Raw genomic sequence first — 24,192 nt, forward strand, 5'->3', positions numbered from 1 at the left:
AATATACCGGCGAGGATCCCCTATGTCCGCACAACATCCCCGAATTGTCTGCCAGTTCAGCTGCGGCGCTGCCTCGGCGGTGGCTACCAAGCTGGCATTGGCAAAGTACAGCGCGACACACGACGTGCAGATCATCAACGCATTCCTGGCAAACGAGCATGAAGACAACCGGCGCTTCCTTCTGGACTGCCAAGAATGGTTCGGGCAGAAAATAGTGCAACTGCGTGACGAGAAGTACGGCGCCGACATCATCCAAGTGTTCCTGCGCGAGCGATTCATGAAAGGCCGAACCGGCGCGCCATGCACCAAGTTACTGAAGCGTCGTCAGCTCGATACCTGGAAGCAACCGGGCGACATCATGGTGTTCGGCTATACCGCCGAAGAAGTCGACCGCCTGGAAGACTTTCGCGAGCGCAACCCTAATCGCCCCGTCATCGCGCCTCTGATAGACGCCGGCCTTGGTAAAGACGACTGCAAGGCAATGGTCGAGCGTGCGGGGATCGAGTTACCGCTGATGTACCGCCTAGGCTACGACAACGCCAACTGCATCGGCTGCGTGAAAGGTGGTGAAGGCTACTTTCGAGCGATTCGCGAGGACTTCCAGGAGCAATTTGAAGAGCTTTGCCGTGTTCAGGATGAACTTGGCCCAGGCGCGTACCTGCATCGCAACCGCAAGACCAATATCCGTTTCTCTCTACGCGACCTTCCACTTGGTGAGCCCCGCCGAAACGAGGCACTTCCAGCTTGCTCTTTCTTTTGCGAGATAGCTGAGGCCGACTATCAGCTGAGTACTGGGGACATACCACCAGATCGGTCGTAACCTGATGCTGAGTGAACACTCGAAGCTTTCAGCTCTCTATGCAATACGCGATGACAGTTGGCGCAAAGGCAAAGCAATTGATCGAGTGTTGTCTTGTGATCCTCCCCCATATCAGCAACCTTTACAGAGTCATGATGAACCTCGATGCAGGCTTCACCCTGTTCGCCATAGGTTTCAACTGGATCTAATCCACACCTCTCACAGAAAAGCCCGCCATGAGCTTTGATAAAATCAGCCTTTTTTGCTTTGGCTAGACCTGGAGAACGCTCTCTGCGCAAATGTGTTACCAACTTAAGCTGACCCTCTGCCCACTCTTGCACTTCGGCATCGATAGGTACGTCTATCAACTCAATTGGGTCCCCTTTAGCGATGATTTTGTAGCCCGCAGCTTCCAGCAGCTCGAAACACACAGTCCCCTTTCCCGCAGTGAAATGCTTCGGCATTACCTTGAATTTCAGCGCTTCCGATGCAGCGAGTCCGAAGACCTGCTTAGGAGCCAGCCTGACGTTCGCGTCAACCAAGAGGTCGTAGTCGATAGAGGGTCCAAAATCCTCTGGCAGAGCGCCTTGAAGGAGATATTGGACTGCTTTCCAAATGTACTCAGCAGTAACCTTTCGTAATTCTTCCGCCGGCAAGCGAGCACTGCCCGCCAGCCCAGTCCCGTCTGCGGAAACTAAGGCTTGCTTCGCAATTATTGCTTCAAAATCAGGGGCACCCAAAAGGCTAAAAATTACGTAACCCAATGCAACTGAAATGGCCGCCAGGTAGCAGCCCTGGTTACCGTTACCACTTGACTGGAGAGGTGAATTTTTCTTCGGCAGAAGCTTTAGGATTTTGTCGATATGAGCCTTCGGCGAAATCGGAGTCGATAATGCGATCCAGTTGATCGACACCAAAAATCCCGTAGCAGCCCAGCTTGCGCCAATCGATCCAAATTCTTCTGGCTTTGGAGCTTCTGCGCAATTATTGATTGCGATGCCAATAGCTTTGATCCGTCCATTAGCGTAGGACACCACTACATCCCCAGGCTCCACCTGGGTCAAATTTTCATAAGTTTTGTTGCGAGCGCCATTTTTATTGGTTTTCGGAGACCAAATATAGCCACCGTCAAACTCAGCCTTAAAGGTCTGCTTATGGTTTACCCACCAAAATTTATACCCGGCGGTTAACGTGTCTTCAAAGTCACGTAGGCGTGATGCCGAATGCTCTACTGCCTCCGGGGAAAAAATTTCCGGATGCCTAACCACAACGGCTTCAAATGCGAAATCCTGTAACCCAAGGCTGAGTAGAGCTCTGTAGCCTTGCGTTTCTGCCTCACGGATAACCACTCTCTCGACGCCCGAAACGATCCCGTGTTTTTCGAGCATGCGCCACGTATAAGCAGCGGGCTGTCGCTTCCCATGCTTCTGGAGCAGCGTCTGCTCGTAAGACAACACAGCGAGAATCGACTCAATCTCCGCCGATGAAGTTGCACCAAACCGCTCAAGAGCAATGCGTTCCGCTTCTAGCTTCAGGGTATCAATCTTGTGTGCGTCCATGTTTGCTCTCTCCGGTGAGGAGCAGATTCTAAAGCAGGTAGATGGCATTCCGACATATCTACATTTCACTACCTACCGACGTTCTGCTTACACAGTGCAAATTGAGTATTGGCAAAATTACAGACTGATCTAATAGCTCAGTAACCCCTCCCTTTCAAAGTCAGCCGCTATAGCGGCAAGGAACCCCTATGCTCGATGCAAACATCCACCACTCACTGAACACGCTCACTGCAAGCCAAATGGCGAAGCTGCTCGTCATGCGCAAGGGGCTTGAGTTCGGCTACGCCTACACGTCTACCGATGATAATGGGCAGGACAGCAGCATCGACAATGCTTTTCTGTCCGCCGCACCGGGCGAACTACTCGACACCCTGTTCGGCGAAAATGAGCATGACGACGCCATTAACGAAGTGCGTTATGAGGCTGAAGACGTTCGCGGCATCCCTTCTTGGTGCCACTACAGTTGGGAGCGCAACTACGAGGTTGATGTGAAGGCTTTCATCCTGCCCGATGGTCGTGCTCTTGCCTTTTGTGAGATGAGCGGCGGTGGCAAGCACGGCGAGCCCGACGCCTACCCTTGGGTTGAAGAGGCCAAATTCATCAAGGTCTCCGGCGTCGAAGAGCGCGTCATCAAGACTTACAAGTTTGAGGATATTCCAGAAGCCTCAGAGGTGACGCCATGATCGCCCTGGCCTGGTTCACCTACGTGTACTGCTACAAGGGGCTGCGGTGATGGCCGGACAATCAATCGAATAGTCGGGAAACCGTCAATTCAATACAGCGACGATTGAGGCTCAGCTGAAGAGGAACGCCTCATGAACAGTTTCAAAGAAGCCCTATTGGTTATTCCAACACTGAAAAGTCGCAAGTCCCGAAATCGTTTCTTCCGCGACTTTGATAGGTGGAGCAATCGCATATTCACGAAGGGCCTGATCAATCTCCACCAACGGCAAGAACTACGCCTGCATATCGCAGGCGCCTATATCGCAACACTGATGTAACCCCTCCCCCAACTCAACAGCCTGCCGGTGTGCGGCGGGCGAGGTATTCCTATGCCCGAATTAACGTACGACCAGAAGCTGATCCACTACGCGACAGCACCAAAAGCCACCGCCGGGCCCATCCGCCAGATCGAGGGCCATAGAATCGTCACTTACTGGTGCGGGAAGCTGCGCGGCGACTTCGTCAAATTCGGCGCGGACTGGAAAGCCACCACCAAAGAAGAAGCCATCGAATCCGCTCGCCAGTTCCGCGAACAGTGCAAAACGGAAGCGAAAGCGAAAGGCCTGCTGTCCGCATAACCCATCACCACCTTCTGCCGCCGCGCGCGGCATGGAGTAATACCTAATGGAAACCGAAATCCTCTCCGACGATGAACTAGCCGCACTCACCGGCTACAAGGCCCGAGCCTACCAGCGCCGCTGGCTGATTGATCGCCAGTGGGTGTTCGTCGAAAGCCGCGGCAAGCGCCCGCTGGTGGGCCGCATGTATGCCCGCATGAAGCTGGGCATGATCAGCCCTACGATTGCCGATCCGAACCCGCCGCCGGTTGCACCGGCATGGACGCCAGACTATTCGCGAGTGAACTGATATGCGCCCCCGCAAGACCGAGCACCAGCACCTTCCCCCTCGGATGTATAAGCGCTCACGGAAGCGCAAAAATGGGAGTACCTGGACTGCGTATTACTACCGAGACCTGATCGGCAATGACATCCCTCTGGGCAAGGATCTCGACAAGGCCAGGCTGAGGTGGGCCGAGCTTGAAGCAAAGGAAAAGCCGCTCGACCTGCGCACCATGAAGGGAATTTTCGACCGGTACATTCGCGATGTGGTGCCAAAGAAAGCACCGCGCACGCAGAAGGACAATTTGGCAGAAATCAAGCAGCTTCGGCCGATGTTCGACAGCGCTCCGATCGACTCGATCACGCCAGCAACGATTGCTGGCTACCGAGACGCACGATCGGCGAAGGTCCGGGCGAACCGTGAGATCGCTACCCTCTCCCACATTTTCAACATTGCACGGGAATGGGGGCTGACGACGAAGGAGAATCCCTGCCAAGGTGTGCGCAAGAACAAGGAGACGCCGAGGGACTACTACGCGAATGATGTGGTTTGGGAGGCGGTATACAAGAAGGCAGCTCAGGAGCTGAAGGAAGCGATGGACCTAGCCTATCTGACCGGGCAAAGGCCGGCAGATGTGCTGGTTATGCGGAAGGATGATGTTGAAGGCGGGTATCTGACTGTTCAACAGAACAAGACGCACAAGAAGCTGCGCATTCAGATGACGACCGCCGGAGAGGCTAACAGCCTGGGCATTTTGATCGCGGCAATCACAGAGCGAAACGCTACTCACGTTTCGAGCTACCTGATCATCAACCGGAGCGGTAAACGGATGACTGCGACGATGCTGAGGAAGCGATGGGACGCGGCGCGAGAGAAGGCAAAACTGGAAGCTCTTGAGCAGGGAGACGAGCTGCTGGCTAAGCGGATCGGTGAATTCCAGTTCCGGGATATTCGGCCGAAAGCGGCGTCGGAAATCAGCGATGTTGGTGACGCCAGCCTGTTGCTCGGGCACACAAAAGGCGACATTACTGAGCGGGTTTATCGCCGTGTCGGCGCGATCGCCAAACCCTCAAAATAGACAAAAAATGCGTTCCATAACTCGAAACGCGCCCCTTGTAGAATGCGGTCTGTAGAGGTGCTGCAAAACAAAAGTATTGGAACTAAAAAACGTCTGACGCCGCTTATTCGGCGGCTTTCCATAGCGGTCTTGAAAACCGTCGACTGTAACAGGTCCATGAGTTCGAATCCCATCGCCTCCGCCATATTTGGTACCGACAAAGCCCTGATTATTCAGGGCTTTGTCGTTTCTGGCGTTTGAGATTCTTGCGGCTTTTTGCCCGACATGCCGGAGAACAGCCCCGAGCGGCTGGCGAACCTGCCAGAGCTTTTTAGATTCATATGGCGGACGAAAAAATCACCGCGAGATCCATAAGTCCGCCCCCATCCCCCCACCATCTTATCTACAACAACCCCCCCAATTATTCAGAGCCTCATCGTTCCTAACGTTCGGCAACTGAACCATCACCTTACTTCGGCTTGGTCCGATAAGTCGGCCGGTACTCGGTGTAATACACAGTGTTGTCTGGAATATCCTTGTTCACGAACGCCTGGGCGCCGATCGTCACGTTGTTGCCGATATTGATTTCACCGACGATGCAGACGTTTGCGCCGATTTCGACGTTGTCACCGAGGCGCACGTGACCTTGGGTATAGTCCTTGGAACCGATCGTGGTGTTCTGGCGAAGGCGAAGGTTTCGGCCGATGATGGCCCGGTGGGTAATGACGATGCCGATGCGATGCGAGAAGCAGATACCCGGACCGATTTGTGCCGACAAACCAATGTCGATGTTGTGCTCGCGGATCAGTTTTCGATTTATCCGCTTTGCCCACTTCTTGTAGTTCCAGAACCCGCGAGGCTTGTTGTGCAGGTACTGGGCAATCCTGAACCAGAAAACGTAGTGGTACCGTTCCTTGGCCAGAACCCTGTTGATCAGGGTGCTCAGTTTTACGCTGCCGTCTTCCTTGGTAGCAATTTCCTCCTTCAGGTAAGCGCACAGCTCCTTGAAATCCCTCATTTATCTTTCCGAAATATTGGCCGATTGTAACGGCGTTAATCATGAGGCGGATTATGTCAGGGCTGAAATAGTATCGATACAGATCGTTATGCCCGATCGCTATCTGGAAAAGTGGTGGGATGGAGAGAGCATTGCCTTCAGTGCAAGCAAGTCAATTCAGGGAAGTGCACCGTTTAATCCATGAGCCGCCGGCGGTAAACTCCTGGCTCAGGCCGCCGGCCCATTCGGATCGCTACGCCACCGCGCAGATCCAGCGGTGATTCTGCCGATAAGGCGCGCGAGTGAAGTGGACATCTGCAACCAGATTCAAACCGCGCTCCTTGAGCGCTTCGGTCAGTTGTACGAGTGTCTCTGCCTGGATAGTCATTGCTGTTACCTCGTCAGATTGACTGCGTTCATGATTCTTGACCGGGCAGGCAACTGACTAATTCAAACTTTCTCCGGCGAATACTTTTTGCCTTGCAGGACAGCAACGAATGCCGAAAAAACCACCCGTCGCCCGAGAGGCCGCCACCGCTGCCGACATCGAGCGCGCCATCCAGGCCTTGAACAAAATGGCCGAACGTCTGTGGGGCGATGGTCGAGAAGCAGAAGCCAAAGCGCTGCTCGACGCGCTGGATGCCTTGAACCGGGCGCTCGACCGGATCCGCATCGGCGAGAGTCGCCGAGCGGTGACACTTCATTGAGTCTTACGGCTTGAGAATCAACACGGGCTCGCCCTTCTTCACAACATAAGTCGCCAACTCCGAGCCCTTGTCCGAGCCAATGTTTTTGGCGATATGCGCAACCCCTTCCGGGATGAACAGCGAGTCACCCGCCTTCAGCGTCACCGGTGCCCTGCCCTCCAGTTGATATTCGAAAGTGCCGCTGATCACGTATGCCACCTCGACGCCCGGATGCGCATGCCTTGGTGAGGCCACGCCGGACTCGAAATCGACCCGCGCCTGGATCACTTCGCGATCCGCAGCGCCGAGGTCCTGGCGAACCAGATCGGTGCGGCTAAGTCCTTGCTGCCAGCTCTTGGGTTGCGTGTCAGCGGCGTGTGCGATGCCGGTCAGGGAAGCGAGAATGGCGGTGGTTGCCAGAAAGAGTGGACGGCGCATGATGTAGCCCTCTTGTGCGTAGTGGTGGTGTGACCTCTACTGTGTGTGGGGCATGTAGCGTGGATGTGTCGTGAACCCGTTGTTTGTTATTGACATGTGTATCCGGTGGGGATTGATACACGCTTATACAAACCTTTCGCTGCTTTGGCACTGCGCCAACAGCCATGTCCTCAAGGCGACGATTTTCTTCGAGTTGGCGGTTTCATGGGGCGTCACCAGATAGAAGCCCAGATCATCCTTCAGGCGCAAAGCGAAAGGCGCCACCAATCGTCCGGCTCGCAGGTCATCGTCGACATAGGTCGAGCGCCCGATGCATACGCCCTGCCCGTCAACGGCTGCCTGCACCGCCATCATCGCCAGGTCGAAGGTCAGTCGCGACCCTTTGGCCAGTTTCGCTGGCTGATCCGCCGCGCTCAGCCAGGTGTTCCAGTCTGCGGCGGTCATGCCGCTGACTTGCAGCATCGTGTGGTTGGCCAGATCGGCCGGCGTCTGTAAGGCCTTCCCACCCTTGAGCAAGGCCGGACTGCACACCGGGAAGATTTCATCGGACATCAGCCAGTCCGCACGCAAGCCCTTCCAGTCACCGCGACCATAACGAATCGCCGCATCAATCCCGCCATGGCGAAAATCCACCAGATCGGTGGCGGCGCTGACCCGCACTTCGATATCAGGGAACGTCTGCTGAAAGGCCGGCAGGCGCGGCAACAACCATTTGGACGCGACCGACACTAATGTGCTGATGGTCAGCACCGTGTGGTCGCGTGCCGCGAACAGCTGCTCCGTCGAGTAGCGCAACTCATGAAACGCCGAGCGGATGCCGGGCAAGTAAGCCTGCCCGTCCTCAGTCAGTGCCAGGCCGTCCTTGAGCCGCAAAAACAGCGTCACACCAAGCTCCGCCTCAAGCCTGCGAATCTGATGGCTGATGGCGGTTTGCGTGACGTTCAACTCTTGCGCAGCCTGGGTAAAGCTCATGTGCCGCGCGGCGGACTCGAAGGCTCTCAAGCCATTCAAGGAAGGTAGTCTGGCGACCATATGGCGTTAAACACTCATGAGATTTTGTCATACGCTATCACTTGAAATGACCTTTGCGAAACGCTCAGTGACGATGGATTCTGGCGCCTTCTTTCAAAAAGGATCTGCCATGAAACTGTATTTCGCGCCGATGACCTGCTCGCTGTCATCGCACATCGTGTTGCGGGAACTGGGCTTGCCGTTCGAGCTGATTCGCGTCAATAACCACAGCAAGCGCACTGCCGATGGCCGCGACTTTCGTGAGATCAACCCCAAGGGATACGTGGCTGCCTTGTTGCTGGATAACGGCGAGGTGTTGACGGAGGGGCCGGCGATTCTTCAATACCTGGCCGATCAGGTTCCGCCGCATAAACTGGCGCCGGCCAATGGCACGTGGGAACGCTCGCGTCTGCAGGAGCACCTGAACTTCATCAGCAGCGAAATCCACGGCGCCAGCGCGCCGCTGTTCAACAATGAAATCCCGGAGTCGATCAAGGCGATCTTCAAACAAACACTGTTCAAGCGCCTGGACTTTCTCAGCCAGACACTCGCCCCCCAGGACTATCTCATGAGCACATTCACCGTGGCCGACGCTTATTTGTTCACTGTCTTGCAGTGGCTGCCGACCTTCAATATCGACATTGAAAACTGGCCGGTACTGGCGACCTACATAAAGCACATAGCCGAGCGCCCAAGCGTACGCTCGGCCATCGCGGCAGAACAAGCCACACATCCGGTCTGATCCGTGCCGATACGCAAACGGGCGATGTCGCCAATGAATCTGTAAACTGGCGCGATTTACTCGCTCAGACAAGGGATCAACATGGCCAGCCAAGACATCACCTTCACCCCGGATCCGGACGCAGACTCCATTTCTTCCGACGTAGCGACCTTCGCTGGGATCATGGTGTCGACCCAGATCCCGACCCGCGCCGATGGCAGTCTGGAGCTGGGTGGTATCACCGAGCAAAGTGAGTGCACATTGCAAGCGCTGAAAGTCGCCCTGGAGCGCGCCGGCAGCTCGATGGACCGGGTCATGCACCTGACCATTTACCTGACCGACATGGCTGATCGCGCGGCATTCAACGAAGTTTACAAACGCTACTTCGCCAAGCCATGGCCGGTGCGTGCAGCGGTGGGGGTGGCGTCGCTGGCGGTTGAAGGGATGCGCGTGGAAGTGACTGCCATGGCCGCCAAGGCCTGACACACCACCCCAGCCCCTGTAGGAGCTGTCGAGTGAAACGAGGCTGCGATCTTTTGATCTGAGCTTCAAGATCAAAAGATCGCAGCGTGCCGCAGGCTCCTACAGGTCCGGAGTGGAAGTTCACCATCGGGCAGCACAGGCGTGCCGGGCGCGCGTTTCACGGGTAGAATGCGCGCCTAACCGTGACAGCCTGACTAAAAAAACTATGTCCTTGCCCAAGCATCATCTGGAATTGCTCAGCCCTGCCCGCGATGTCGCCATCGCCCGTGAGGCGATCCTGCACGGCGCCGACGCCGTGTACATCGGCGGACCGAGCTTCGGCGCGCGCCACAACGCCTGCAACGAAGTCGGCGAAATCGCCGAACTGGTGGAGTTCGCCCGCAAGTATCACGCGCGCATCTTCACCACCATCAACACCATCCTGCACGACAACGAACTGGAGCCGGCGCGCAAGCTGATCCATCAGCTGTACGACGCCGGTGTCGACGCGCTGATCGTTCAGGATCTGGGCGTGATGGAGCTGGACATTCCGCCGATCGAGCTGCACGCCTCGACGCAGACCGACATCCGCACCCTTGAGCGAGCGAAGTTCCTCGATCAGGCCGGTTTCTCGCAACTGGTATTGGCCCGTGAGCTGAACCTGCAGGAAATCCGCGCGATCGCCGACGAAACCGACGCAGCCATCGAATTCTTCATTCATGGCGCGTTGTGCGTGGCCTTCTCCGGCCAGTGCAACATTTCCCACGCGCAGACCGGGCGCAGCGCCAACCGTGGCGACTGCTCGCAGGCCTGCCGCTTGCCGTACACCCTCAAAGATGAAAAGGGTGGCGTGATCGCCTATGAAAAACACCTGCTGTCGATGAAAGACAACAACCAGAGCGCCAACATCCGCGCATTGGTTGAAGCCGGTGTGCGTTCGTTCAAGATCGAAGGTCGTTACAAGGACATGGGCTATGTGAAGAACATCACCGCCTATTACCGCCAGCGCCTCGACGACGTGCTCGAAGATCGCCCGGATCTGGCCCGTGCCTCCAGCGGCCGCACCGCGCACTTCTTCCTGCCTGACCCGGAAAAGACTTTCCACCGGGGCAGCACCGATTACTTCGTCACCGATCGCAAGATCGACATTGGCGCTTTCGACTCGCCGACTTTCACCGGTCTGCCGGTGGGTATCGTCGAAAAAGTCGCCAAGCGTGACATGCAGGTGGTGACCCACGAGCCGCTGTCCAACGGCGATGGCTTGAACGTACTGGTCAAACGCGAAGTGGTCGGTTTCCGCGCCAACATCGCTGAAGCCAAAGGCGAGTTCGAAGAAGACGGCGAGAAGCGCTACCGCTATCGCGTCGAGCCGAACGAAATGCCCGAAGGCTTGTTCAAGCTGCGCCCGAACCACCCGCTCAATCGCAACCTCGATCACAACTGGCAACAGGCGCTACAGAAGACCTCTTCCGAGCGTCGCGTGGCCCTGAGCTGGGTCGCGCGTTTGCGTGAAGAACAGCTGGAAGTCACCGCCACCAGTGAAGAAGGCATCAGTGCCAGCGTGACCCTCAACGGTCCGTTCGGCGTGGCCAACAAGCCTGAGCAAGCGCTGGAGCAGTTGCGCGATCTGCTCGGCCAGCTCGGCACCACGCAGTACCACGCCACCGACATCAAACTGGATGCGCCTCAGGCGTTCTTCATCCCTAACTCGCAGCTCAAGTCGCTGCGCCGTGAAGTGATCGAAGCCCTGACCGCCGCCCGTGTCGCTGCGCACCCGCGTGGCGGCCGTAAAGCCGAAACCAGCCCGCCGCCGGTGTACCCGGATTCACACCTGACCTTCCTCGCCAACGTCTACAACCAGAAGGCCCGCGACTTCTACCACCGTCACGGCGTGAAGCTGATCGACGCGGCATACGAGGCTCACGAAGAGCCGGGCGAAGTGCCGGTGATGATCACCAAGCACTGCCTGCGTTTCTCCTTCAACCTGTGCCCGAAACAGGCCAAAGGCGTGACCGGCGTGCGCACCAAGGTTGCACCGATGCAGTTGATCCACGGCGATGAAGTGCTGACGCTGAAGTTCGATTGCAAGCCGTGCGAAATGCACATCATCGGCAAGATGAAAGGCCACATCCTCAACCTGCCGCAACCGGGCAGCGTGGTCGGCCATATCAGCCCCGAAGATCTGATGAAAACCATCCCGCGCGCACCGCACTGAGTGGTTGGCGAGTACGGTGTTTCGGCGCCGTACTCGCCCACCCTTCTGCGAGCACACCAAATCGCAGGCATAAAAAAACGCCAACCTCTTGCGAAGTTGGCGTTTTTTTCGAATATGGCAGGGGCGGCTGGATTCGAACCAACGCATGGCAGGATCAAAACCTGCTGCCTTACCGCTTGGCGACGCCCCTACTGCTCTTTCCAGCTACTTCGTTAGGTTCGCTGTGAGAACGGGGCGCAATTTACCAAGGTTTTTTGGCTTTGGGAAGCGCGAAGTGAAATATTTTTTGTTTTAAAACAGCGACTTATTATTTTGGCCTGAATCAGGTCCAGGCTGAGTCGGTTTAACCGCCGTGTATCACACTGTGTACGAACCCTCTCGCGACACATCGACTTTCGATAAAGCCGTTCTTCGACACAGGCCAGATACGTCCCAACGCTCAAATGCACTCAAGGTTTCAAGGGTTCATTCAGACCCCTTGGCCAAAGGCTCGCAAAGGAGACGTCACCATGAAGATGGCACTGCACACCCGCAAAACCGCGTTCGGTTTGTCGATTCTGGCTTTGTCGTTGTTCGCTTTTGGCAGCGCTCAGGCGCAAACCGCTGAACCCGCCGCCGCCAGCTATTCCGCGCCCTCGCCTTTCGGCCCGCTCAAGCGTGTGAAGGCCGGCGTGCTCGACGTCGCCTACGCCGAAACCGGCCCTGCGAATGGCCCGGTGGTGATCCTGCTGCACGGCTGGCCCTACGACATTCACAGCTACGACGAAGTCGCGCCGTTGCTCGCGGCCAAGGGTTATCGGGTGTTGATGCCGTATGCGCGCGGTTATGGCGATACGCAGTTCCTTTCCAAAGACACCCTGCGCAATGGCCAACCGGCGGCGCTGGCCAGTGACGTCATCGACTTCATGGACGCGCTGAAGATCAAGCAAGCGGTGCTCGGCGGTTATGACTGGGGCGCGCGTTCGGCGGACATCGTTTCGGCGTTGTGGCCGGAACGGGTGAAAGCGCTGGTGTCGGTCAGCGGTTATCTGATCGGCAATCAGGCCGCCGGGCAGAACCCGCTGCCGCCCAAGGCTGAATTGCAGTGGTGGTATCAGTTCTACTTTGCGACGGACCGTGGCCGTGCCGGCTACGAGAAGAACACGCATGATTTCGCCAAGCTGATCTGGCAAACCGCGTCGCCACAGTGGAAGTTTGATGACGCCACGTTCGACCGCAGCGCCAAGGCACTGCAGAACCCCGATCACGTCGACATCACCGTGTTCAATTACCGCTGGCGTCTCGGCCTGGTACAGGGCGAAGCGAAGTACGCAGCGCTGGAGCAGAAGCTCGCCACCGCACCGTCGATCAGCGTGCCGACCATTACCCTCGAAGGCGATGCCAACGGCGCCCCGCACCCGGCGCCGGAGGATTACGCCAAGCGTTTTACCGGCAAGTATCAGTTCCGTTTGATCAACGGCGGGATTGGCCACAACTTGCCGCAGGAAGATCCGCAGGCGTTTGCCAAAGCCGTGATCGACGCCGATCACCTGTAGAAACTAAAAAGCAGTCAGCCGCGAAGGCTGACTGCTTGAGGGTGGGATTGAGGCTTGTGGGATGGTCACGTTTTGCAGATTCTTTGCCTGAACGGACGCCATCGCGAGCAGGCGAACGCCTAAAGGGGGAACGCATTTCAAATGTAGGAGTGAGCCTGCTCGCGATGACGCTAGAACAGACACCCTCAACCCCGACTAACGTGCGCAATCACTCGGTTGGCACAACCAGATCCAACGCTTTGTTCACCGCCAATTCCCCCAACATGACCACTTGCGCAATGCCCAGCAGGGTATGACGATCTGCGCCCTCCAGCATCCCGGCAAAATTACCGAGCATGACCGAGGCGGATGCCAACGATCCGCAAGCATTGGTCAGCAACGCCTCGGTGTCTGCTTGCGGGTTGGCCATGAACAGAGCGTTGGGCGTATAGGGTTCGGCCATGATCGCGGCAGGCAATAGGTAATGGTCGAGCGCCCGTTCTGCCGCTTCGTGGAGCTTTCTTGAATTGGGCGATGCATACGGGGACACCAGGTCTGTGACCTGTGGTTCGGGTGGCTGAGACATCAGCTGAAACTCCAGACAAGAACCGCTTCAGGTTCTTTGATAGAAGGCGTGAAGCGCCGTGATCGCGGACGCTTCCGTGCAAATGAGGGCGCGAGCGCCCTCACCCATCTGCATCGCGACTAGTGCGGCAAGCGCTGGTTATCCAGGACTCGGCCGACCACCAGCTCACTGAGCATGATCACCTGTTGCAGGATCAGCATCTTTTTGCGCTGTGAAGGATCGATCACGTCGGCGAGATCTCGGGCCATGTCACTGGCGCAGGACAAGGTTTCAGTGGCTTCGACGAGCAGGGTTTCGTTATCCACCGTGGGGTCGATCAGGTAGATCTTGCCGGTTTTTCGGGTGGGTATTGAGGTCTTCAGCGCGGAGGGATTGAGGTAGAAGTTGATCGCGCGGTCGGTGGCCTCTTTGATGTTTTGAGGTTCGAGCGCGGCGTCGTAGGGGATTGGATCGGTTTCTGGCGGGTTTGGCGTAATTTTGAACATAGATGACACTCGCTTAACAAAAAATAAGGAGCCATCACTCACGCTACCAAACGAGGTGGTGACCATTGCGCAGGTTGGTAGACCGGTCTAAGCGAGTAAACCCCGGCGCTCCCGAAGGAGCCCCACGCATGGCCACCATATAAAACCGAGCCTCGAAAAGAGACTGCATATAGCGGCGCATTACGCTTAGAAAACGGGCTACCAAACCCGATCACTGTTTTGCAGTGACAAGGAAACGATACAGCCCGCCTCAAGGCGCGTAAGCCGGCGGATTCTGGCGTACGCGTAGGCAACGGCGCAAGGTGTTGTAGCCGTTATGGCGTAACAGTGCGTGTAAGTTAAACGTGCGTGGGTGATGGTGTTTAAGAGCCCCTCACCCTAGCCCTCTCCCCGAGGGAGAGGGGACTGACCGGGGTGTTTGGGGGAGGTACGCCGACGTGGGATACCGAGGTGAACTCAGGTGGGTGACGGCTTGGGTTATTTGACCAGGCGTTTTTCTTTTGATGGGCGATAGCCGAAATATGAGCTGTAGCATTTGCTGAAATGGCTTGGCGAGACGAAGCCGCACGCGACCAGCACTTCCACTTGTGAAAGCTCAGTGTGCTGCAACAACCGTCGCGCTTCGGTGATGCGCAGTTCCAGGTAATAGCGCTGCGGCGTGGTGCCCAGTTGCTCCTTGAACAAGCGCTCCAACTGCCGACGAGAACGGCCGGCATACACCGCCAGTTGCTCCAGCTCCAGCGGCTCTTCCAGATTGGCATCCATCAGCTTCACCACTTCACGCAACGGCGCACTGACGCAGATGTTCTCGTCTGGTTTGATGCGCCGGTAACGCGATTCCTCGAAGGCGAGGATGTCTTCGATCCCTTCGACCAGGGCTTTACCGTGCAGGCTCTTGATCCAGTCCAGCGCCATGTGGAAAGCGCCGGACGGGCTGGATGCCGTGAGCCGGTCGCGGTCGATCACGTAAGGCTCGCTGCTGACATGGGTGGTTTTGGCGATTTCAGTCAGCGCCGGGCGGTGTTCCGGGTGGATCGCGCAGCGATAGCCATCGAGCAATCCGGCGCGGCCGAGAAACCACGAGCCATTCCATAACCCGGCGAGACTGATGCCCCGCTCCGCTGCTGATTTGAGCAGGCCGATGAACTCATCACTCGCGCGCAGTTCGGTGCGATACCCGCCACACACCACCAGCAGATCCAGCTGCTGAAGCGCGGCCGAATCCAGACGTGCATCGGGGCGGATCACCAGGCCCAGGTCACTGATGACTTCACCGTCACCCAAACCAAACGTGCGCGAAGAAAACAGCCCCGGGCGCAGCAGGTTGGTGGTGACAACCGTATCCAGCGCTTGGGTAAAGGCCGGCAGTGAAAAGTGCTCGAGCAGCAGAAAACCGGTGCGGGTCAGGCGCGTGTCATCCGCGCCTTGCTCATTCAGATAGCGGAGGTTTTTCCCCTTCATGCCTCCGCTGAATTGGCGTCGTTCGATCAAGTTGTGGTCCATCGGTCATGTTGTTATGCGCCGATAGTTGGCTTGATCGGTGAAAGAGTCAATCACGCCTGTGGTGGATGGCGGGTGACGCAGTGACCTGCGCCACCACTGGGGCGATGGCAGCGATCCGAATCCAGACTCAAACAGCCGAGAAAAAACCGGCGCCTAAACGCCCCTCGAGACGCCCACACAGCACGTAGTGCTGATAGCCGCTGGAGAACGATCCCTGGGAAATCGCTATCCTGACATCGTCATTCAATCGAAGGTATTGGGCTTCATCAAAGTTCTCTGCGCTGACTTCGCCGGCACGCCCGAGCCGCTCGCTGTCCACCGTGAGACCCTGGCTGGCGAAGTGCTCGAAATCGATGATGCGATTCACCGCGTGCCGCTCCAGCACTCCCTGATTGGGATGCATCGAGTAGATATGCAGGCCTTTATTGGCGCAGCGGTCGCACATGTCGACACAGTTTTTCTGCGTCGATTTGCGCCGCGTCAGTTCTGCAAGCGGCATGTCGAGGTACTTGCCGACCTGATACTCGGTCTGATTGAAGATCGTGCAGCACAGCACCGTGTTGCCATTGCAGTCGATGACCAGCCAGTCATCCTTGAGCGTGCACGCCATCTTGGGAAAGTTCTGGATGACATTGACGAGATCGTCGTACGGCGGCAGTGCGAGGCGTTTCAGGGTATCAAGGTCGGTAGCCGTGACAGACGGGTCACGCTCGACAATGGCCAGTGTCTTCTCCAGCGGCATCATCACGGAATACCCGGTGGTGAACATGAAGCCAAGACGTTCACTGAACTCGCGCATCAGTGATTCTTCTTCGATGTTGTCCAGGTAGCGGTGATAGTAAACATCAACGCGGGTCCTCAGACCGAGGCGCTGTTTGATCTCCTGCAGGGCGATCATGTTTTGTTTTACAACTTCGATATCGCCGCCAACATGGCCCTTTTCGTAGGTCTCCTGATAAAAACCCGAGAGCGAAATACGGAAGTAACTCGGCTCGGCCATCAAGGCCTTTTCCATATTCTTGGCGAGGTTCAGGTTGGTGCTGATGCCGCTGCCCAGGCCGGCAGCATTGATGACCTCGATAAACTCGCCAATTTTTGGATGAATCAGCGGCTCGGTCCAGTTATAGAGGTAGATCGTGTTGACGCCCTCTGTCTTGGCCTTATCGACAATCTGCTTGAACATCTCGAGCTGCATGGCTTTTTTGAAATTGAGATTTTCCGAGTTGCCCATTGGGCAGGACGGGCAGCTCAGATTGCACGCACCGACGATATCGATGTACATATTCATGCGGGTGAAGCTCCTAGAGTTGAAAGCCATGCATCTCATCACTACGGGCTTTCAAGTCGCCTGATTGTGTTGGTATTTTGACGGCACTGGCACAGCAGCTAGCAATAACTGCACCACAATGCTGCTACGCCATCAACTCAACGACCCAATCGATGAACACACGCAATTTCAGACTGACATGCCGGTTCGGCGGATACGCGATGTAGAGCGGCATCGGCGCGAGTTTCCAGTCTTCGAACAGCGGCACCAGCTCACCGCGCGCCTCGTGGGCGGCAGACATGTATTTGGGCAGCCATAACACCCCCATGCCCGCCAGACCTGCCGCGAGATAAGCGTTGCCGTCATCGACTGCCAACACGTGACGCCCCTTGACTTGCAGGTTTTCGCTGGCGTTGTGCAAGGCGTACGGTACCGGTCTGCCGGTGCGTGCCCAGAGAAAAGCGACGACCCGATGATGGCTGTCTTCCAGGTCCCGTGGGTGCGCAGGCGTACCGGCACGGGCCAGGTATTGCGGCGCGGCAAACACGCCCAGTTCCAGATCAGCGACCTTGCGCGCCATCAGCGACAGATCCATGAGTTCGCCCCCGCGCACCACGCAGTCGACGTTCTCATCAATGATGTCGACAATACGGTCGCTGACGCCCATGTCGATCTGAATGTCCGGATAACGCGCGTGAAACTCAGGCAGGGCCGGCACCAGAATCAACCGTGCGAACGGACTCGGAACGTCCACGCGCAATCGCCCTTTGGGCAACGCCGCCGCGCCGGGCAGGCTGGTTTCGGCGTCGTCCATATCCGCGAGTAACTTGATCACCCGTTCGTAATAAACGGCGCCATCGGCGGTGACGTTGACCTTGCGCGTGGTGCGATTGAGCAATTTCACCCGCAGCCGCGCCTCCAACTGCTGAACCAGTTGGGTCACGGTGGTCTTGCTCATGTGCAAGGTTTCCGCCGCTTTGGTGAAACTCCCCGCCTCGACCACCCGGGCAAAGGCCTGCATTGCGTCAAAACGGTCCAAGCTGCGCCCCCCGATTGTTTGGATTTTACAAACAGTGAACGCCAAGCTTGCGCGTTTATCGATCAGCTGCAAATACCTAAAGTGGCCCCCATCAACTCACCGATGGAGACACCCCCGATGACTCAGCGCGATGTAGTTTTCCCACCCGCACGACGCACGCTCTATGAACGCCATCGCTACTCGCCGGCGATTCGTTCCAACGGATTCCTGTTTGTCTCAGGGCAAGTCGGCAGTACCGAGGACGGCACGCCCGAACCGGACTTGGAGAATCAGGTGCGCCAGGCCTTCAACAACCTGAATGCGATTCTCACCGAGGCCGGTTGCAGCTTTGACGACGTGGTCGATGTCACCGTGTTCATCGTCGATCCGCCGTCGAAATTCGAGACGATCTGGAATGTCGTGCTGACAGAGTTCTGGGGCGACGCGCCGCATCCGACGGTGACGGCGGTGGGCGTGACGTGGCTGTACGGGTTTGATTTCGAGATCAAGGTGATTGCGAAGCTGCCTGGATCCTGACATGCATCAAACCTGATGCTGCGGCACGCTGCGATCTGTTGATTTTGATTTTAAAGATCAACATCAACAGATCGCAGCGTGCCGCAGCGCCTACAGGGACAGGGCGTAAAACATCGTAAAGCTCCAATGCTGGCCTTTGCCGCCTCGAATGCGTATAACCTCGCCGTTTCGTCTACCCTGAGTTTGCGCCTCACGTCGCCACTTCAGCCCTTTTGACGCTCACGAAACGGAGAATTCCATGCTCAAACGAACACTGGCACTGACCGCCGGCCTGGCCCTGTCCTTTTCTACTTTGATGGTGCAAGCCGCCGACGTTTTGCGCGTCAGCGCGATTCCCGATGAAGCCCCGACCGAGTTGCTGCGCAAGTTCGAACCGCTGGGTGCCTATCTGGAACAGCAACTGGGCATGAAGGTGCAATTCGTGCCGGTGGCCGATTACCCGGCAGTGGTTGAAGCACTGGCGACCGATCGCCTCGACATGGCCTGGCTCGGCGGCTTCACGTTTGTGCAGGCACGCTTGAAAACCGATGCAACGACGCCGGTCATTCCCTTGGTGCAGCGTGAACAGGATGCGCAGTTCACCAGCAAATTCATTACTGCTGACCCGAATGTGCATAGCCTCGCCGACCTGAAGGGCAAGACCTTCGCTTTCGGTTCGGTGTCGTCCACCTCCGGCAGCCTGATGCCGCGTTACTTTATGCTGAAAAACGACAGCATCAAGCCTGAGGGTTATTTCAGTCGCGTTGCCTACTCCGGCGCCCACGACGCCACCGTGGCCTGGGTGCAGGCTGGCAAGGTTGACGCCGGTGTACTGAACGCCAGCGTCTGGCAGAAACTGGTCGACGCCGGCAAGGTCGACACCAGCAAGGTCAAGGTCTTCGCCACCACCCCGACCTACTTCGATTACAACTGGACCGTGCGCGGCACCCTCGACCCGGCTCTGGCGGCGAAAATCAAAAAAGCTTTCCTCGATCTGGACCCGGCCAACCCGGAGCAGAAAAAGATTCTTGATCTGCAGGCCGCCAGCCGTTTTATCGAGACCAAGCCTGAGAACTACAAGGGCATCGAGGAAGCCGCCCGCGCTGCCGAACTGCTGAAATGACCCTGAGCCTCAACCAGGGCAGCCTGCGCCACGCCAATGGCGTCGACGCCCTGCGCGGTGTCGATTTGCAGATTGGCGTCGGCGAACAGGTCGCGATCATTGGCCCGTCCGGGGCCGGTAAATCGAGTTTGCTCAACCTGCTGGCTACCGCGTTGCGGCCCAGCAGCGGTGAAATTGAAGTGTTGGGTGAACGCGCCTGGCACTTGTCCGCCCGCCAGCGCCAACGCCTGCGTGCGCGAATCGGTCTGGTGCATCAGGCGCCGCCGTTGCCGCCGCGTCAGCGCGTTGTGACAGCCGTATTGGCCGGCAAGCTCGGCCAGTGGAGTCTGGGTAAAAGTCTGTTGAACCTGTTGCATCCGCTGGATGTGGCTGGTGCACGCGCGGCGTTGGCGCGGCTGGATCTGGGCGACAAATTGTTCGCCCATTGCCAGCAACTGTCTGGCGGTCAGCTGCAACGTGTCGGCATCGCTCGCGTGTTGTATCAGGCGCCGGAAATTCTGCTGGCCGATGAGCCGGTGTCGGCGATGGACCCGGTGATGGCCGGGCACACGCTGTCGATCCTCTCGCGGCATGCCCGCGAACATAACGTCACGCTGGTGGCCAGCCTGCATGCGGTGGATCTGGCGTTGTCGCACTTCCCTCGGATCATCGGTTTGCGCGACGGGCAGATTCTGTTCGACAGCCCTTCTGATCGCGTCACCCCGGAAATGCTCGACGCGCTGTACGCCAACGAAAAACTGCAATCGCCGACCGCTGCGGTGGCGCCTTTGACTGTGCAGATTCCACGATGCTGAAAGCCGATTCACGCGATCCCGCGGCGTGGCCACGGCTGCTGCTGACGCTATTGGCGATTGCCTTGCTGTGGCCGGGCATTCAGCTCAGCGAGTTGAATCTGGGCGTGCTGCTGCCCGATAGCCAGAATGAAATGGGCCGTTTTGTCGCGCAATTCTGGCCACCAGCGCACGACGAAGCGTTTCTCCAGTTACTGCTCAAAGCCACTCTGCAAACCCTGGCCATCGCCACCGCCGGCATGGCATTGGCGCTGTTGCTGGCGATACCGGCCGGCCTGATTGCCAGCCGCGCGCTGTCGCTGTCCGCCGCCTCGCGCGGTGGTGTACCCAGTCGTCTGGGGCGTCTGCTGCGCTGGCCGGTTCGCGGTTTGCTGATCTTTTTGCGCAGCGTTCCGGAAATCGTCTGGGCGCTGTTGTTTGTCCGCGCTGTTGGACTGGGTACGGCGGCGGGCGTACTGGCGATCGCCATCACGTACAGCGGCATGCTCGGCAAGGTCTACGCGGAGATTTTCGAGTCGACTGACCAGCGCCCGGCACACGCGTTGTTGCAGGCCGGTAGCGGCCGACTGGCAGCGTTTGCTTACGGCACGTTGCCCAATGTCGCGTCGGAACTGCTGTCGTATACGGTCTATCGCTGGGAGTGCGCGATCCGCGCATCCGTGGTGATGGGCTTTGTTGGCGCCGGAGGGTTGGGTCAGCAGATTGACCTGTCGATCCGCATGTTCGCCGGCGGTGAAGTCGCCAGTATTCTGCTGTGCTTCCTGATTCTGGTGCTGGCCGCCGATCAACTCAGCCGCTTGTTGCGCTGGAGGCTGACATGAATCGCCTGCTCAACCTGCTGCTGATCGCGGCCATTGCGTTGGCGGTCATCGCCTCCTTCGTTTATCTGGGGCTCGATCTCGGCGAACTGGGCAGCGCCACCAGCCTCAAGCAGATGGGCGCGTATGTGCAGCGTTTTCTCAGCCCGGATCTGAGCGCGGATTACCTCAAGGCAATCTTCCACGGTTCGTTGGAAACGTTGGCGATGTCGGCCCTCGGCACGCTACTCGCGGCGGTGTTCGGCATAGTCCTTGCGTTGCCTGCCGCCGGACGGTTCGGCTGGCCGCTGCAAAGCGCCTCGCGCCTGCTGCTCAATGCCTTGCGGGCGATTCCGGAACTGGTCTGGGCGGCGCTGATGGTGCTTGCCGCCGGCCTCGGCCCGAACGCCGGCACCCTCGCCCTCGCTCTGCACACCACCGGCGTGCTCGGCCGCTTGTTCGCCGAAGCTCTGGAAAACACCCCGCCGCAACCGGCCGAAGCGATTCGATTGCAGGGCGGCAATCCAATCCTTGCGTTCTGCTACGGCACACTACCGAACTTGGCGCCGCAGCTGCTCGCCTACATTCTGTATCGTTGGGAAAACAATATTCGCATGGCCAGCGTGCTGGGTTTTGTCGGTGCCGGTGGGCTTGGGCAGATGCTTTATGTGAGCCTCAGCCTGTTTCAGGAAGCGCAAGCCAGTACGGTAATTCTGGCAATGCTGGTGCTGGTGTTTGTGGTCGACTGGCTGAGTGCGTGGAGTCGTCAGCGCTGGGTCAAAGCCTGATGCGCGGGCCGGCGGGTGGATATCTGGCAAAAGCTGATTATGCTTCAGGAAACCTTGCAGCAATGCGAGGCAGTCAGACTGTGCAAGTTTCACGCGAGAGCAGTTGCGGCATACGCCACAAGGCCAGAGTGCGATAAGCGGTAACGGGGACTCCGGCCTTCAACAATAAGCACGACGGAGAACACCCATGGCCACAATCGACACAGCATCCACCGGCAGTCCACCGCGCAGCGGCGGCATCACCAAGGAGGAGCGCAAGGTCATCTTCGCGTCTTCCCTGGGCACGGTTTTCGAGTGGTACGACTTTTACCTGTACGGCTCACTGGCGGCGATCATCGCCAAGCATTTCTTCGCCGGCGTCAACGAAACCACCGCGTTCATTTTTGCCTTGTTGGCCTTCGCGGCGGGGTTTGCGGTGCGGCCATTCGGAGCGATTGTGTTTGGCCGGCTCGGTGACATGATCGGGCGCAAACACACGTTCCTCATCACCATCGTCATCATGGGCGTCTCGACCGCGATTGTCGGTATTTTGCCTGGCTACGCGACCATCGGTGTCGCTGCCCCGGTCATCCTGATTACCCTGCGCCTGCTGCAAGGTCTGGCACTGGGCGGCGAGTATGGCGGCGCCGCGACCTACGTGGCCGAACACGCGCCGCGCAACAGGCGTGGTTTCTTCACATCGTGGATTCAAACCACCGCGACCCTCGGCCTGTTTCTGTCGCTGTTGGTCATCCTCGCCTGCCGCACGGCGCTGGGCACTGAAGCCTTCGAAGCGTGGGGCTGGCGGATTCCATTTCTGCTGTCGATCCTGCTGCTGATCGTCTCGGTGTACATCCGCCTGCAACTGAGCGAGTCACCGGTATTCCAGAAAATGAAGGCCGAAGGCAAGGCGTCGAAAGCGCCGCTGACCGAATCCTTTGCACGCTGGGACAACCTCAAAGTGGTGATCATGTCACTGCTTGGCGGCACGGCCGGGCAAGCGGTGGTCTGGTACACCGGGCAGTTCTATGCGCTGTTTTTCCTGCTGCAAACGCTGAAGATCGACCCGCAAACCGCCAACCTGCTGATCGCCGGTTCACTGCTGATCGGCACGCCGTTCTTCGTGATTTTCGGCAGTCTCTCCGACCGCATCGGGCGCAAGCCGATCATCATGGTCGGCTGCATTCTGGCGGCGCTGACCTACTTCCCGATCTTCCACGCGCTGACCCAGTACGGCAACCCCGACGTGTTCATCGCCCAGGAGAAAAACCCGGTCAAGGTGATCGCCAACCCGGACCAGTGTTCGTTCCAGTTCGACCCGGTGGGCAAGGCCAAATTCACCAGTTCCTGCGACCTGGCCAAGACCCTGCTGGCGAAGCGGGCGATCCCGTATGAGAACGTGATCGCCGAACCCGGCACCGTCGCGCAAGTGCGCATCGGTGACAAAGTCGTCGAGAGCTTCGAAGGCAGTGCGCTGCCAGCCGCCGACTTCAAGACGCGCAATGATGCGTTCACCGCGACCCTCGGCACCGCACTTAAGGAGGCTGGTTATCCGGAGAAAGCCGACCCGGCGAAAACCAACTACCCGATGGTGTTGCTCCTGCTGACCGTGCTGGTGATCTACGTGACCATGGTTTACGGCCCGATTGCCGCGTGGCTGGTCGAGCTGTTCCCGACCCGCATCCGCTACACCTCGATGTCGCTGCCCTATCACATCGGCAACGGCTGGTTCGGCGGCTTCCTGCCGACGGTGGCGTTTGCCATGGTCGCAGCGACCGGGGATATCTATTACGGGCTGTGGTACCCGATCGTGATCGCGGTGATGACGGCAGTACTGGGCACGTTCTTCCTGCCGGAAACCAAGGATCGCGACATTCTCAAGGACTGAAAACCGTCAGCGCGCCCTCTCCATCGCGGGAGGGCGCCATTCGGCACAACCCGGCAAAAATATCGAACGCCTGCCGCACTGCCTGCCTCCAATGTTTACACCACTGGAGGTCACCAACATGAACAGCAACGATAAAACCCCGAACGCCCCGCCAACCGATACGTCCGGCAAATCGGTGAATGTGGTCGAGCGCGATCTTCAAGACCGGGACGATGACAGCGAAGCCGTGGATAAGGTCATCACGCCCTCGTCCACAAGAGTGAAGGAGCAGGACGCCGAGACGCTGCAGCGCAAGATCGATGAGATAGAGCGCAAAGTGGCCGATGGTAATTAGTGTTTTTTCAGGCGATCGCAACCGTCTGCTGGCTCTACCCCCTCACCCCAGCCCTCTCCCCCCAGGGGGCGAGGGGGAAAGGGAGCCGATTTGTG

General features: G+C 57.9%; 28 protein-coding genes and 1 tRNA gene. 18 read left to right on the forward strand and 11 right to left on the reverse strand.

Translation table 11 applies throughout. The features are described 5' to 3' along the window. Positions 1–22 precede the first annotated feature (22 nt). Positions 23–820, forward strand: coding sequence for a hypothetical protein (locus HU718_RS16760; RefSeq protein WP_186615658.1), 798 nt, complete (start codon positions 23–25; stop codon positions 818–820). On the opposite strand, the gene HU718_RS16765 is transcribed toward HU718_RS16760, so the two are convergent. Then, positions 781–2,358, reverse strand: coding sequence for an HNH endonuclease (locus HU718_RS16765; protein WP_186615660.1), 1,578 nt, complete (start codon positions 2,356–2,358; stop codon positions 781–783). The genes HU718_RS16760 and HU718_RS16765 overlap by 40 nt on opposite strands. A gap of 188 nt (positions 2,359–2,546) precedes the next feature. Between HU718_RS16765 and HU718_RS16770 the strand changes: the two genes are divergently transcribed. The 5 genes from HU718_RS16770 to HU718_RS16790 all read left to right on the forward strand — a co-directional run bounded on the left by HU718_RS16770 (position 2,547) and on the right by HU718_RS16790 (position 4,999). Further along, positions 2,547–3,041, forward strand: a complete 495-nt coding sequence (locus HU718_RS16770; protein WP_186615662.1) for a hypothetical protein — start codon at positions 2,547–2,549, stop codon at positions 3,039–3,041. A 132-nt stretch (positions 3,042–3,173) separates the two neighbouring features. Beyond that, positions 3,174–3,359: a hypothetical protein gene (locus HU718_RS16775; protein ID WP_186615664.1), complete on the forward strand. Its 186-nt coding sequence runs from the start codon at positions 3,174–3,176 to the stop codon at positions 3,357–3,359. A gap of 51 nt (positions 3,360–3,410) precedes the next feature. After that, positions 3,411–3,659, forward strand: a complete 249-nt coding sequence (locus HU718_RS16780; protein WP_186615666.1) for a hypothetical protein — start codon at positions 3,411–3,413, stop codon at positions 3,657–3,659. Between the two features lie 46 nt (positions 3,660–3,705). Continuing rightward, positions 3,706–3,948 (forward strand): DUF4224 domain-containing protein, encoded by a 243-nt coding sequence (locus HU718_RS16785; protein ID WP_186615668.1) that lies wholly within the window; start codon positions 3,706–3,708, stop codon positions 3,946–3,948. 1 nt (position 3,949) lies between these two features. Next, on the forward strand, positions 3,950–4,999 hold the full coding sequence (locus HU718_RS16790; protein WP_186615670.1) for a tyrosine-type recombinase/integrase: 1,050 nt from the start codon (positions 3,950–3,952) through the stop codon (positions 4,997–4,999). A gap of 448 nt (positions 5,000–5,447) precedes the next feature. On the opposite strand, the gene HU718_RS16795 is transcribed toward HU718_RS16790, so the two are convergent. Then, positions 5,448–5,996, reverse strand: a complete 549-nt coding sequence (locus HU718_RS16795; protein ID WP_102898974.1) for a serine acetyltransferase — start codon at positions 5,994–5,996, stop codon at positions 5,448–5,450. Positions 5,997–6,228: 232 nt separating this feature from the next. Beyond that, complete coding sequence (locus tag HU718_RS29840; protein ID WP_262416079.1) at positions 6,229–6,363, reverse strand: hypothetical protein; 135 nt, start codon at positions 6,361–6,363, stop codon at positions 6,229–6,231. 109 nt (positions 6,364–6,472) lie between these two features. Here HU718_RS29840 and HU718_RS16800 point away from each other — a divergent pair, with 109 nt between their 5' ends. Next, positions 6,473–6,682 carry a hypothetical protein gene (locus HU718_RS16800; protein ID WP_016983430.1) on the forward strand — a complete coding sequence of 70 codons (210 nt, stop codon included), beginning with the start codon at positions 6,473–6,475 and terminating at the stop codon, positions 6,680–6,682. 3 nt (positions 6,683–6,685) lie between these two features. Here HU718_RS16800 and HU718_RS16805 read toward each other — a convergent pair whose 3' ends face one another. Together HU718_RS16805 and HU718_RS16810 are read right to left on the reverse strand one after the other, a co-directional pair. Next, on the reverse strand, positions 6,686–7,099 hold the full coding sequence (locus tag HU718_RS16805; RefSeq protein ID WP_180698753.1) for a cupin domain-containing protein: 414 nt from the start codon (positions 7,097–7,099) through the stop codon (positions 6,686–6,688). A gap of 123 nt (positions 7,100–7,222) precedes the next feature. Further along, the gene (locus tag HU718_RS16810) at positions 7,223–8,131 is read right to left on the reverse strand and encodes a transcriptional regulator GcvA (protein ID WP_186615672.1); all 909 of its coding nucleotides are present in this window, start codon (positions 8,129–8,131) and stop codon (positions 7,223–7,225) included. Between the two features lie 109 nt (positions 8,132–8,240). Here HU718_RS16810 and gstA point away from each other — a divergent pair, with 109 nt between their 5' ends. From gstA to HU718_RS16825, 3 genes are all read left to right on the forward strand, one after another. Further along, positions 8,241–8,852: a glutathione transferase GstA gene (gene gstA, locus HU718_RS16815; RefSeq protein WP_186615674.1), complete on the forward strand. Its 612-nt coding sequence runs from the start codon at positions 8,241–8,243 to the stop codon at positions 8,850–8,852. Between the two features lie 81 nt (positions 8,853–8,933). Next, positions 8,934–9,314 (forward strand): RidA family protein, encoded by a 381-nt coding sequence (locus HU718_RS16820; protein WP_186615676.1) that lies wholly within the window; start codon positions 8,934–8,936, stop codon positions 9,312–9,314. A gap of 205 nt (positions 9,315–9,519) precedes the next feature. Next, positions 9,520–11,508 carry a peptidase U32 family protein gene (locus tag HU718_RS16825; RefSeq protein WP_108224824.1) on the forward strand — a complete coding sequence of 663 codons (1,989 nt, stop codon included), beginning with the start codon at positions 9,520–9,522 and terminating at the stop codon, positions 11,506–11,508. Between the two features lie 115 nt (positions 11,509–11,623). Here the strand turns inward: HU718_RS16825 and HU718_RS16830 are convergent. Beyond that, positions 11,624–11,698, reverse strand: a tRNA-Gln gene (locus tag HU718_RS16830). 319 nt (positions 11,699–12,017) lie between these two features. Between HU718_RS16830 and HU718_RS16835 the strand changes: the two genes are divergently transcribed. Continuing rightward, positions 12,018–13,043, forward strand: coding sequence for an alpha/beta fold hydrolase (locus HU718_RS16835; protein ID WP_186615678.1), 1,026 nt, complete (start codon positions 12,018–12,020; stop codon positions 13,041–13,043). Between the two features lie 208 nt (positions 13,044–13,251). Here the strand turns inward: HU718_RS16835 and HU718_RS16840 are convergent, their stop codons facing one another. From HU718_RS16840 to HU718_RS16860, 5 genes are all read right to left on the reverse strand, one after another. Beyond that, the gene (locus tag HU718_RS16840; RefSeq protein WP_186615680.1) at positions 13,252–13,608 is read right to left on the reverse strand and encodes a DUF6124 family protein; all 357 of its coding nucleotides are present in this window, start codon (positions 13,606–13,608) and stop codon (positions 13,252–13,254) included. A 119-nt stretch (positions 13,609–13,727) separates the two neighbouring features. Then, positions 13,728–14,093, reverse strand: a complete 366-nt coding sequence (locus HU718_RS16845; RefSeq protein ID WP_110718657.1) for a DUF6124 family protein — start codon at positions 14,091–14,093, stop codon at positions 13,728–13,730. Between the two features lie 477 nt (positions 14,094–14,570). Continuing rightward, on the reverse strand, positions 14,571–15,596 hold the full coding sequence (locus tag HU718_RS16850; protein WP_186615682.1) for a GlxA family transcriptional regulator: 1,026 nt from the start codon (positions 15,594–15,596) through the stop codon (positions 14,571–14,573). A gap of 127 nt (positions 15,597–15,723) precedes the next feature. Beyond that, positions 15,724–16,884: a radical SAM/SPASM domain-containing protein gene (locus tag HU718_RS16855; RefSeq protein WP_186615684.1), complete on the reverse strand. Its 1,161-nt coding sequence runs from the start codon at positions 16,882–16,884 to the stop codon at positions 15,724–15,726. A 124-nt stretch (positions 16,885–17,008) separates the two neighbouring features. Further along, a complete protein-coding gene (locus HU718_RS16860) occupies positions 17,009–17,902 on the reverse strand; it encodes a LysR family transcriptional regulator (RefSeq protein ID WP_150708476.1) in 894 nt (297 codons plus the stop codon). Positions 17,903–18,019: 117 nt separating this feature from the next. Here HU718_RS16860 and HU718_RS16865 point away from each other — a divergent pair, with 117 nt between their 5' ends. The 7 genes from HU718_RS16865 (at position 18,020) to HU718_RS16895 (ending at position 24,097) form a co-directional block, all read left to right on the forward strand. Then, complete coding sequence (locus tag HU718_RS16865; protein ID WP_102898985.1) at positions 18,020–18,418, forward strand: RidA family protein; 399 nt, start codon at positions 18,020–18,022, stop codon at positions 18,416–18,418. Positions 18,419–18,656: 238 nt separating this feature from the next. Beyond that, the gene (locus tag HU718_RS16870) at positions 18,657–19,520 is read left to right on the forward strand and encodes a putative selenate ABC transporter substrate-binding protein (protein WP_186615686.1); all 864 of its coding nucleotides are present in this window, start codon (positions 18,657–18,659) and stop codon (positions 19,518–19,520) included. Then, positions 19,517–20,314: a phosphonate ABC transporter ATP-binding protein gene (locus HU718_RS16875; protein WP_186615688.1), complete on the forward strand. Its 798-nt coding sequence runs from the start codon at positions 19,517–19,519 to the stop codon at positions 20,312–20,314. The genes HU718_RS16870 and HU718_RS16875 overlap by 4 nt, the downstream gene beginning before the upstream one ends. Continuing rightward, complete coding sequence (locus HU718_RS16880; protein WP_186615690.1) at positions 20,308–21,132, forward strand: PhnE/PtxC family ABC transporter permease; 825 nt, start codon at positions 20,308–20,310, stop codon at positions 21,130–21,132. The genes HU718_RS16875 and HU718_RS16880 overlap by 7 nt, the downstream gene beginning before the upstream one ends. Then, positions 21,129–21,896, forward strand: a complete 768-nt coding sequence (gene phnE / locus HU718_RS16885; RefSeq protein WP_095118605.1) for a phosphonate ABC transporter, permease protein PhnE — start codon at positions 21,129–21,131, stop codon at positions 21,894–21,896. The genes HU718_RS16880 and phnE overlap by 4 nt, the downstream gene beginning before the upstream one ends. 187 nt (positions 21,897–22,083) lie before the next feature. Continuing rightward, a complete protein-coding gene (locus tag HU718_RS16890) occupies positions 22,084–23,763 on the forward strand; it encodes an MFS transporter (RefSeq protein ID WP_186615692.1) in 1,680 nt (559 codons plus the stop codon). A gap of 118 nt (positions 23,764–23,881) precedes the next feature. Beyond that, positions 23,882–24,097 carry a hypothetical protein gene (locus HU718_RS16895; RefSeq protein WP_186615694.1) on the forward strand — a complete coding sequence of 72 codons (216 nt, stop codon included), beginning with the start codon at positions 23,882–23,884 and terminating at the stop codon, positions 24,095–24,097. Positions 24,098–24,192 lie beyond the last annotated feature (95 nt).

The organism is Pseudomonas tensinigenes (assembly GCF_014268445.2).
GTDB lineage: Bacteria > Pseudomonadota > Gammaproteobacteria > Pseudomonadales > Pseudomonadaceae > Aquipseudomonas > Aquipseudomonas tensinigenes.

What these genes read in the sequence shown, in the direction of transcription:
- HU718_RS16760 (WP_186615658.1), top strand. Translation starts at nt 23, where the DNA reads ATGTCCGCACAACATCCCCGAATTGTCTGCCAGTTCAGCTGCGGCGCT.
- HU718_RS16765 (WP_186615660.1), bottom strand. Translation starts at nt 2,358, where the DNA reads ATGGACGCACACAAGATTGATACCCTGAAGCTAGAAGCGGAACGCATT.
- HU718_RS16770 (WP_186615662.1), top strand. Translation starts at nt 2,547, where the DNA reads ATGCTCGATGCAAACATCCACCACTCACTGAACACGCTCACTGCAAGC.
- HU718_RS16775 (WP_186615664.1), top strand. Translation starts at nt 3,174, where the DNA reads ATGAACAGTTTCAAAGAAGCCCTATTGGTTATTCCAACACTGAAAAGT.
- HU718_RS16780 (WP_186615666.1), top strand. Translation starts at nt 3,411, where the DNA reads ATGCCCGAATTAACGTACGACCAGAAGCTGATCCACTACGCGACAGCA.
- HU718_RS16785 (WP_186615668.1), top strand. Translation starts at nt 3,706, where the DNA reads ATGGAAACCGAAATCCTCTCCGACGATGAACTAGCCGCACTCACCGGC.
- HU718_RS16790 (WP_186615670.1), top strand. Translation starts at nt 3,950, where the DNA reads ATGCGCCCCCGCAAGACCGAGCACCAGCACCTTCCCCCTCGGATGTAT.
- HU718_RS16795 (WP_102898974.1), bottom strand. Translation starts at nt 5,996, where the DNA reads ATGAGGGATTTCAAGGAGCTGTGCGCTTACCTGAAGGAGGAAATTGCT.
- HU718_RS29840 (WP_262416079.1), bottom strand. Translation starts at nt 6,363, where the DNA reads ATGACTATCCAGGCAGAGACACTCGTACAACTGACCGAAGCGCTCAAG.
- HU718_RS16800 (WP_016983430.1), top strand. Translation starts at nt 6,473, where the DNA reads ATGCCGAAAAAACCACCCGTCGCCCGAGAGGCCGCCACCGCTGCCGAC.
- HU718_RS16805 (WP_180698753.1), bottom strand. Translation starts at nt 7,099, where the DNA reads ATGCGCCGTCCACTCTTTCTGGCAACCACCGCCATTCTCGCTTCCCTG.
- HU718_RS16810 (WP_186615672.1), bottom strand. Translation starts at nt 8,131, where the DNA reads ATGGTCGCCAGACTACCTTCCTTGAATGGCTTGAGAGCCTTCGAGTCC.
- gstA (WP_186615674.1), top strand. Translation starts at nt 8,241, where the DNA reads ATGAAACTGTATTTCGCGCCGATGACCTGCTCGCTGTCATCGCACATC.
- HU718_RS16820 (WP_186615676.1), top strand. Translation starts at nt 8,934, where the DNA reads ATGGCCAGCCAAGACATCACCTTCACCCCGGATCCGGACGCAGACTCC.
- HU718_RS16825 (WP_108224824.1), top strand. Translation starts at nt 9,520, where the DNA reads ATGTCCTTGCCCAAGCATCATCTGGAATTGCTCAGCCCTGCCCGCGAT.
- HU718_RS16835 (WP_186615678.1), top strand. Translation starts at nt 12,018, where the DNA reads ATGAAGATGGCACTGCACACCCGCAAAACCGCGTTCGGTTTGTCGATT.
- HU718_RS16840 (WP_186615680.1), bottom strand. Translation starts at nt 13,608, where the DNA reads ATGTCTCAGCCACCCGAACCACAGGTCACAGACCTGGTGTCCCCGTAT.
- HU718_RS16845 (WP_110718657.1), bottom strand. Translation starts at nt 14,093, where the DNA reads ATGTTCAAAATTACGCCAAACCCGCCAGAAACCGATCCAATCCCCTAC.
- HU718_RS16850 (WP_186615682.1), bottom strand. Translation starts at nt 15,596, where the DNA reads ATGGACCACAACTTGATCGAACGACGCCAATTCAGCGGAGGCATGAAG.
- HU718_RS16855 (WP_186615684.1), bottom strand. Translation starts at nt 16,884, where the DNA reads ATGAATATGTACATCGATATCGTCGGTGCGTGCAATCTGAGCTGCCCG.
- HU718_RS16865 (WP_102898985.1), top strand. Translation starts at nt 18,020, where the DNA reads ATGACTCAGCGCGATGTAGTTTTCCCACCCGCACGACGCACGCTCTAT.
- HU718_RS16870 (WP_186615686.1), top strand. Translation starts at nt 18,657, where the DNA reads ATGCTCAAACGAACACTGGCACTGACCGCCGGCCTGGCCCTGTCCTTT.
- HU718_RS16875 (WP_186615688.1), top strand. Translation starts at nt 19,517, where the DNA reads ATGACCCTGAGCCTCAACCAGGGCAGCCTGCGCCACGCCAATGGCGTC.
- HU718_RS16880 (WP_186615690.1), top strand. Translation starts at nt 20,308, where the DNA reads ATGCTGAAAGCCGATTCACGCGATCCCGCGGCGTGGCCACGGCTGCTG.
- phnE (WP_095118605.1), top strand. Translation starts at nt 21,129, where the DNA reads ATGAATCGCCTGCTCAACCTGCTGCTGATCGCGGCCATTGCGTTGGCG.
- HU718_RS16890 (WP_186615692.1), top strand. Translation starts at nt 22,084, where the DNA reads ATGGCCACAATCGACACAGCATCCACCGGCAGTCCACCGCGCAGCGGC.
- HU718_RS16895 (WP_186615694.1), top strand. Translation starts at nt 23,882, where the DNA reads ATGAACAGCAACGATAAAACCCCGAACGCCCCGCCAACCGATACGTCC.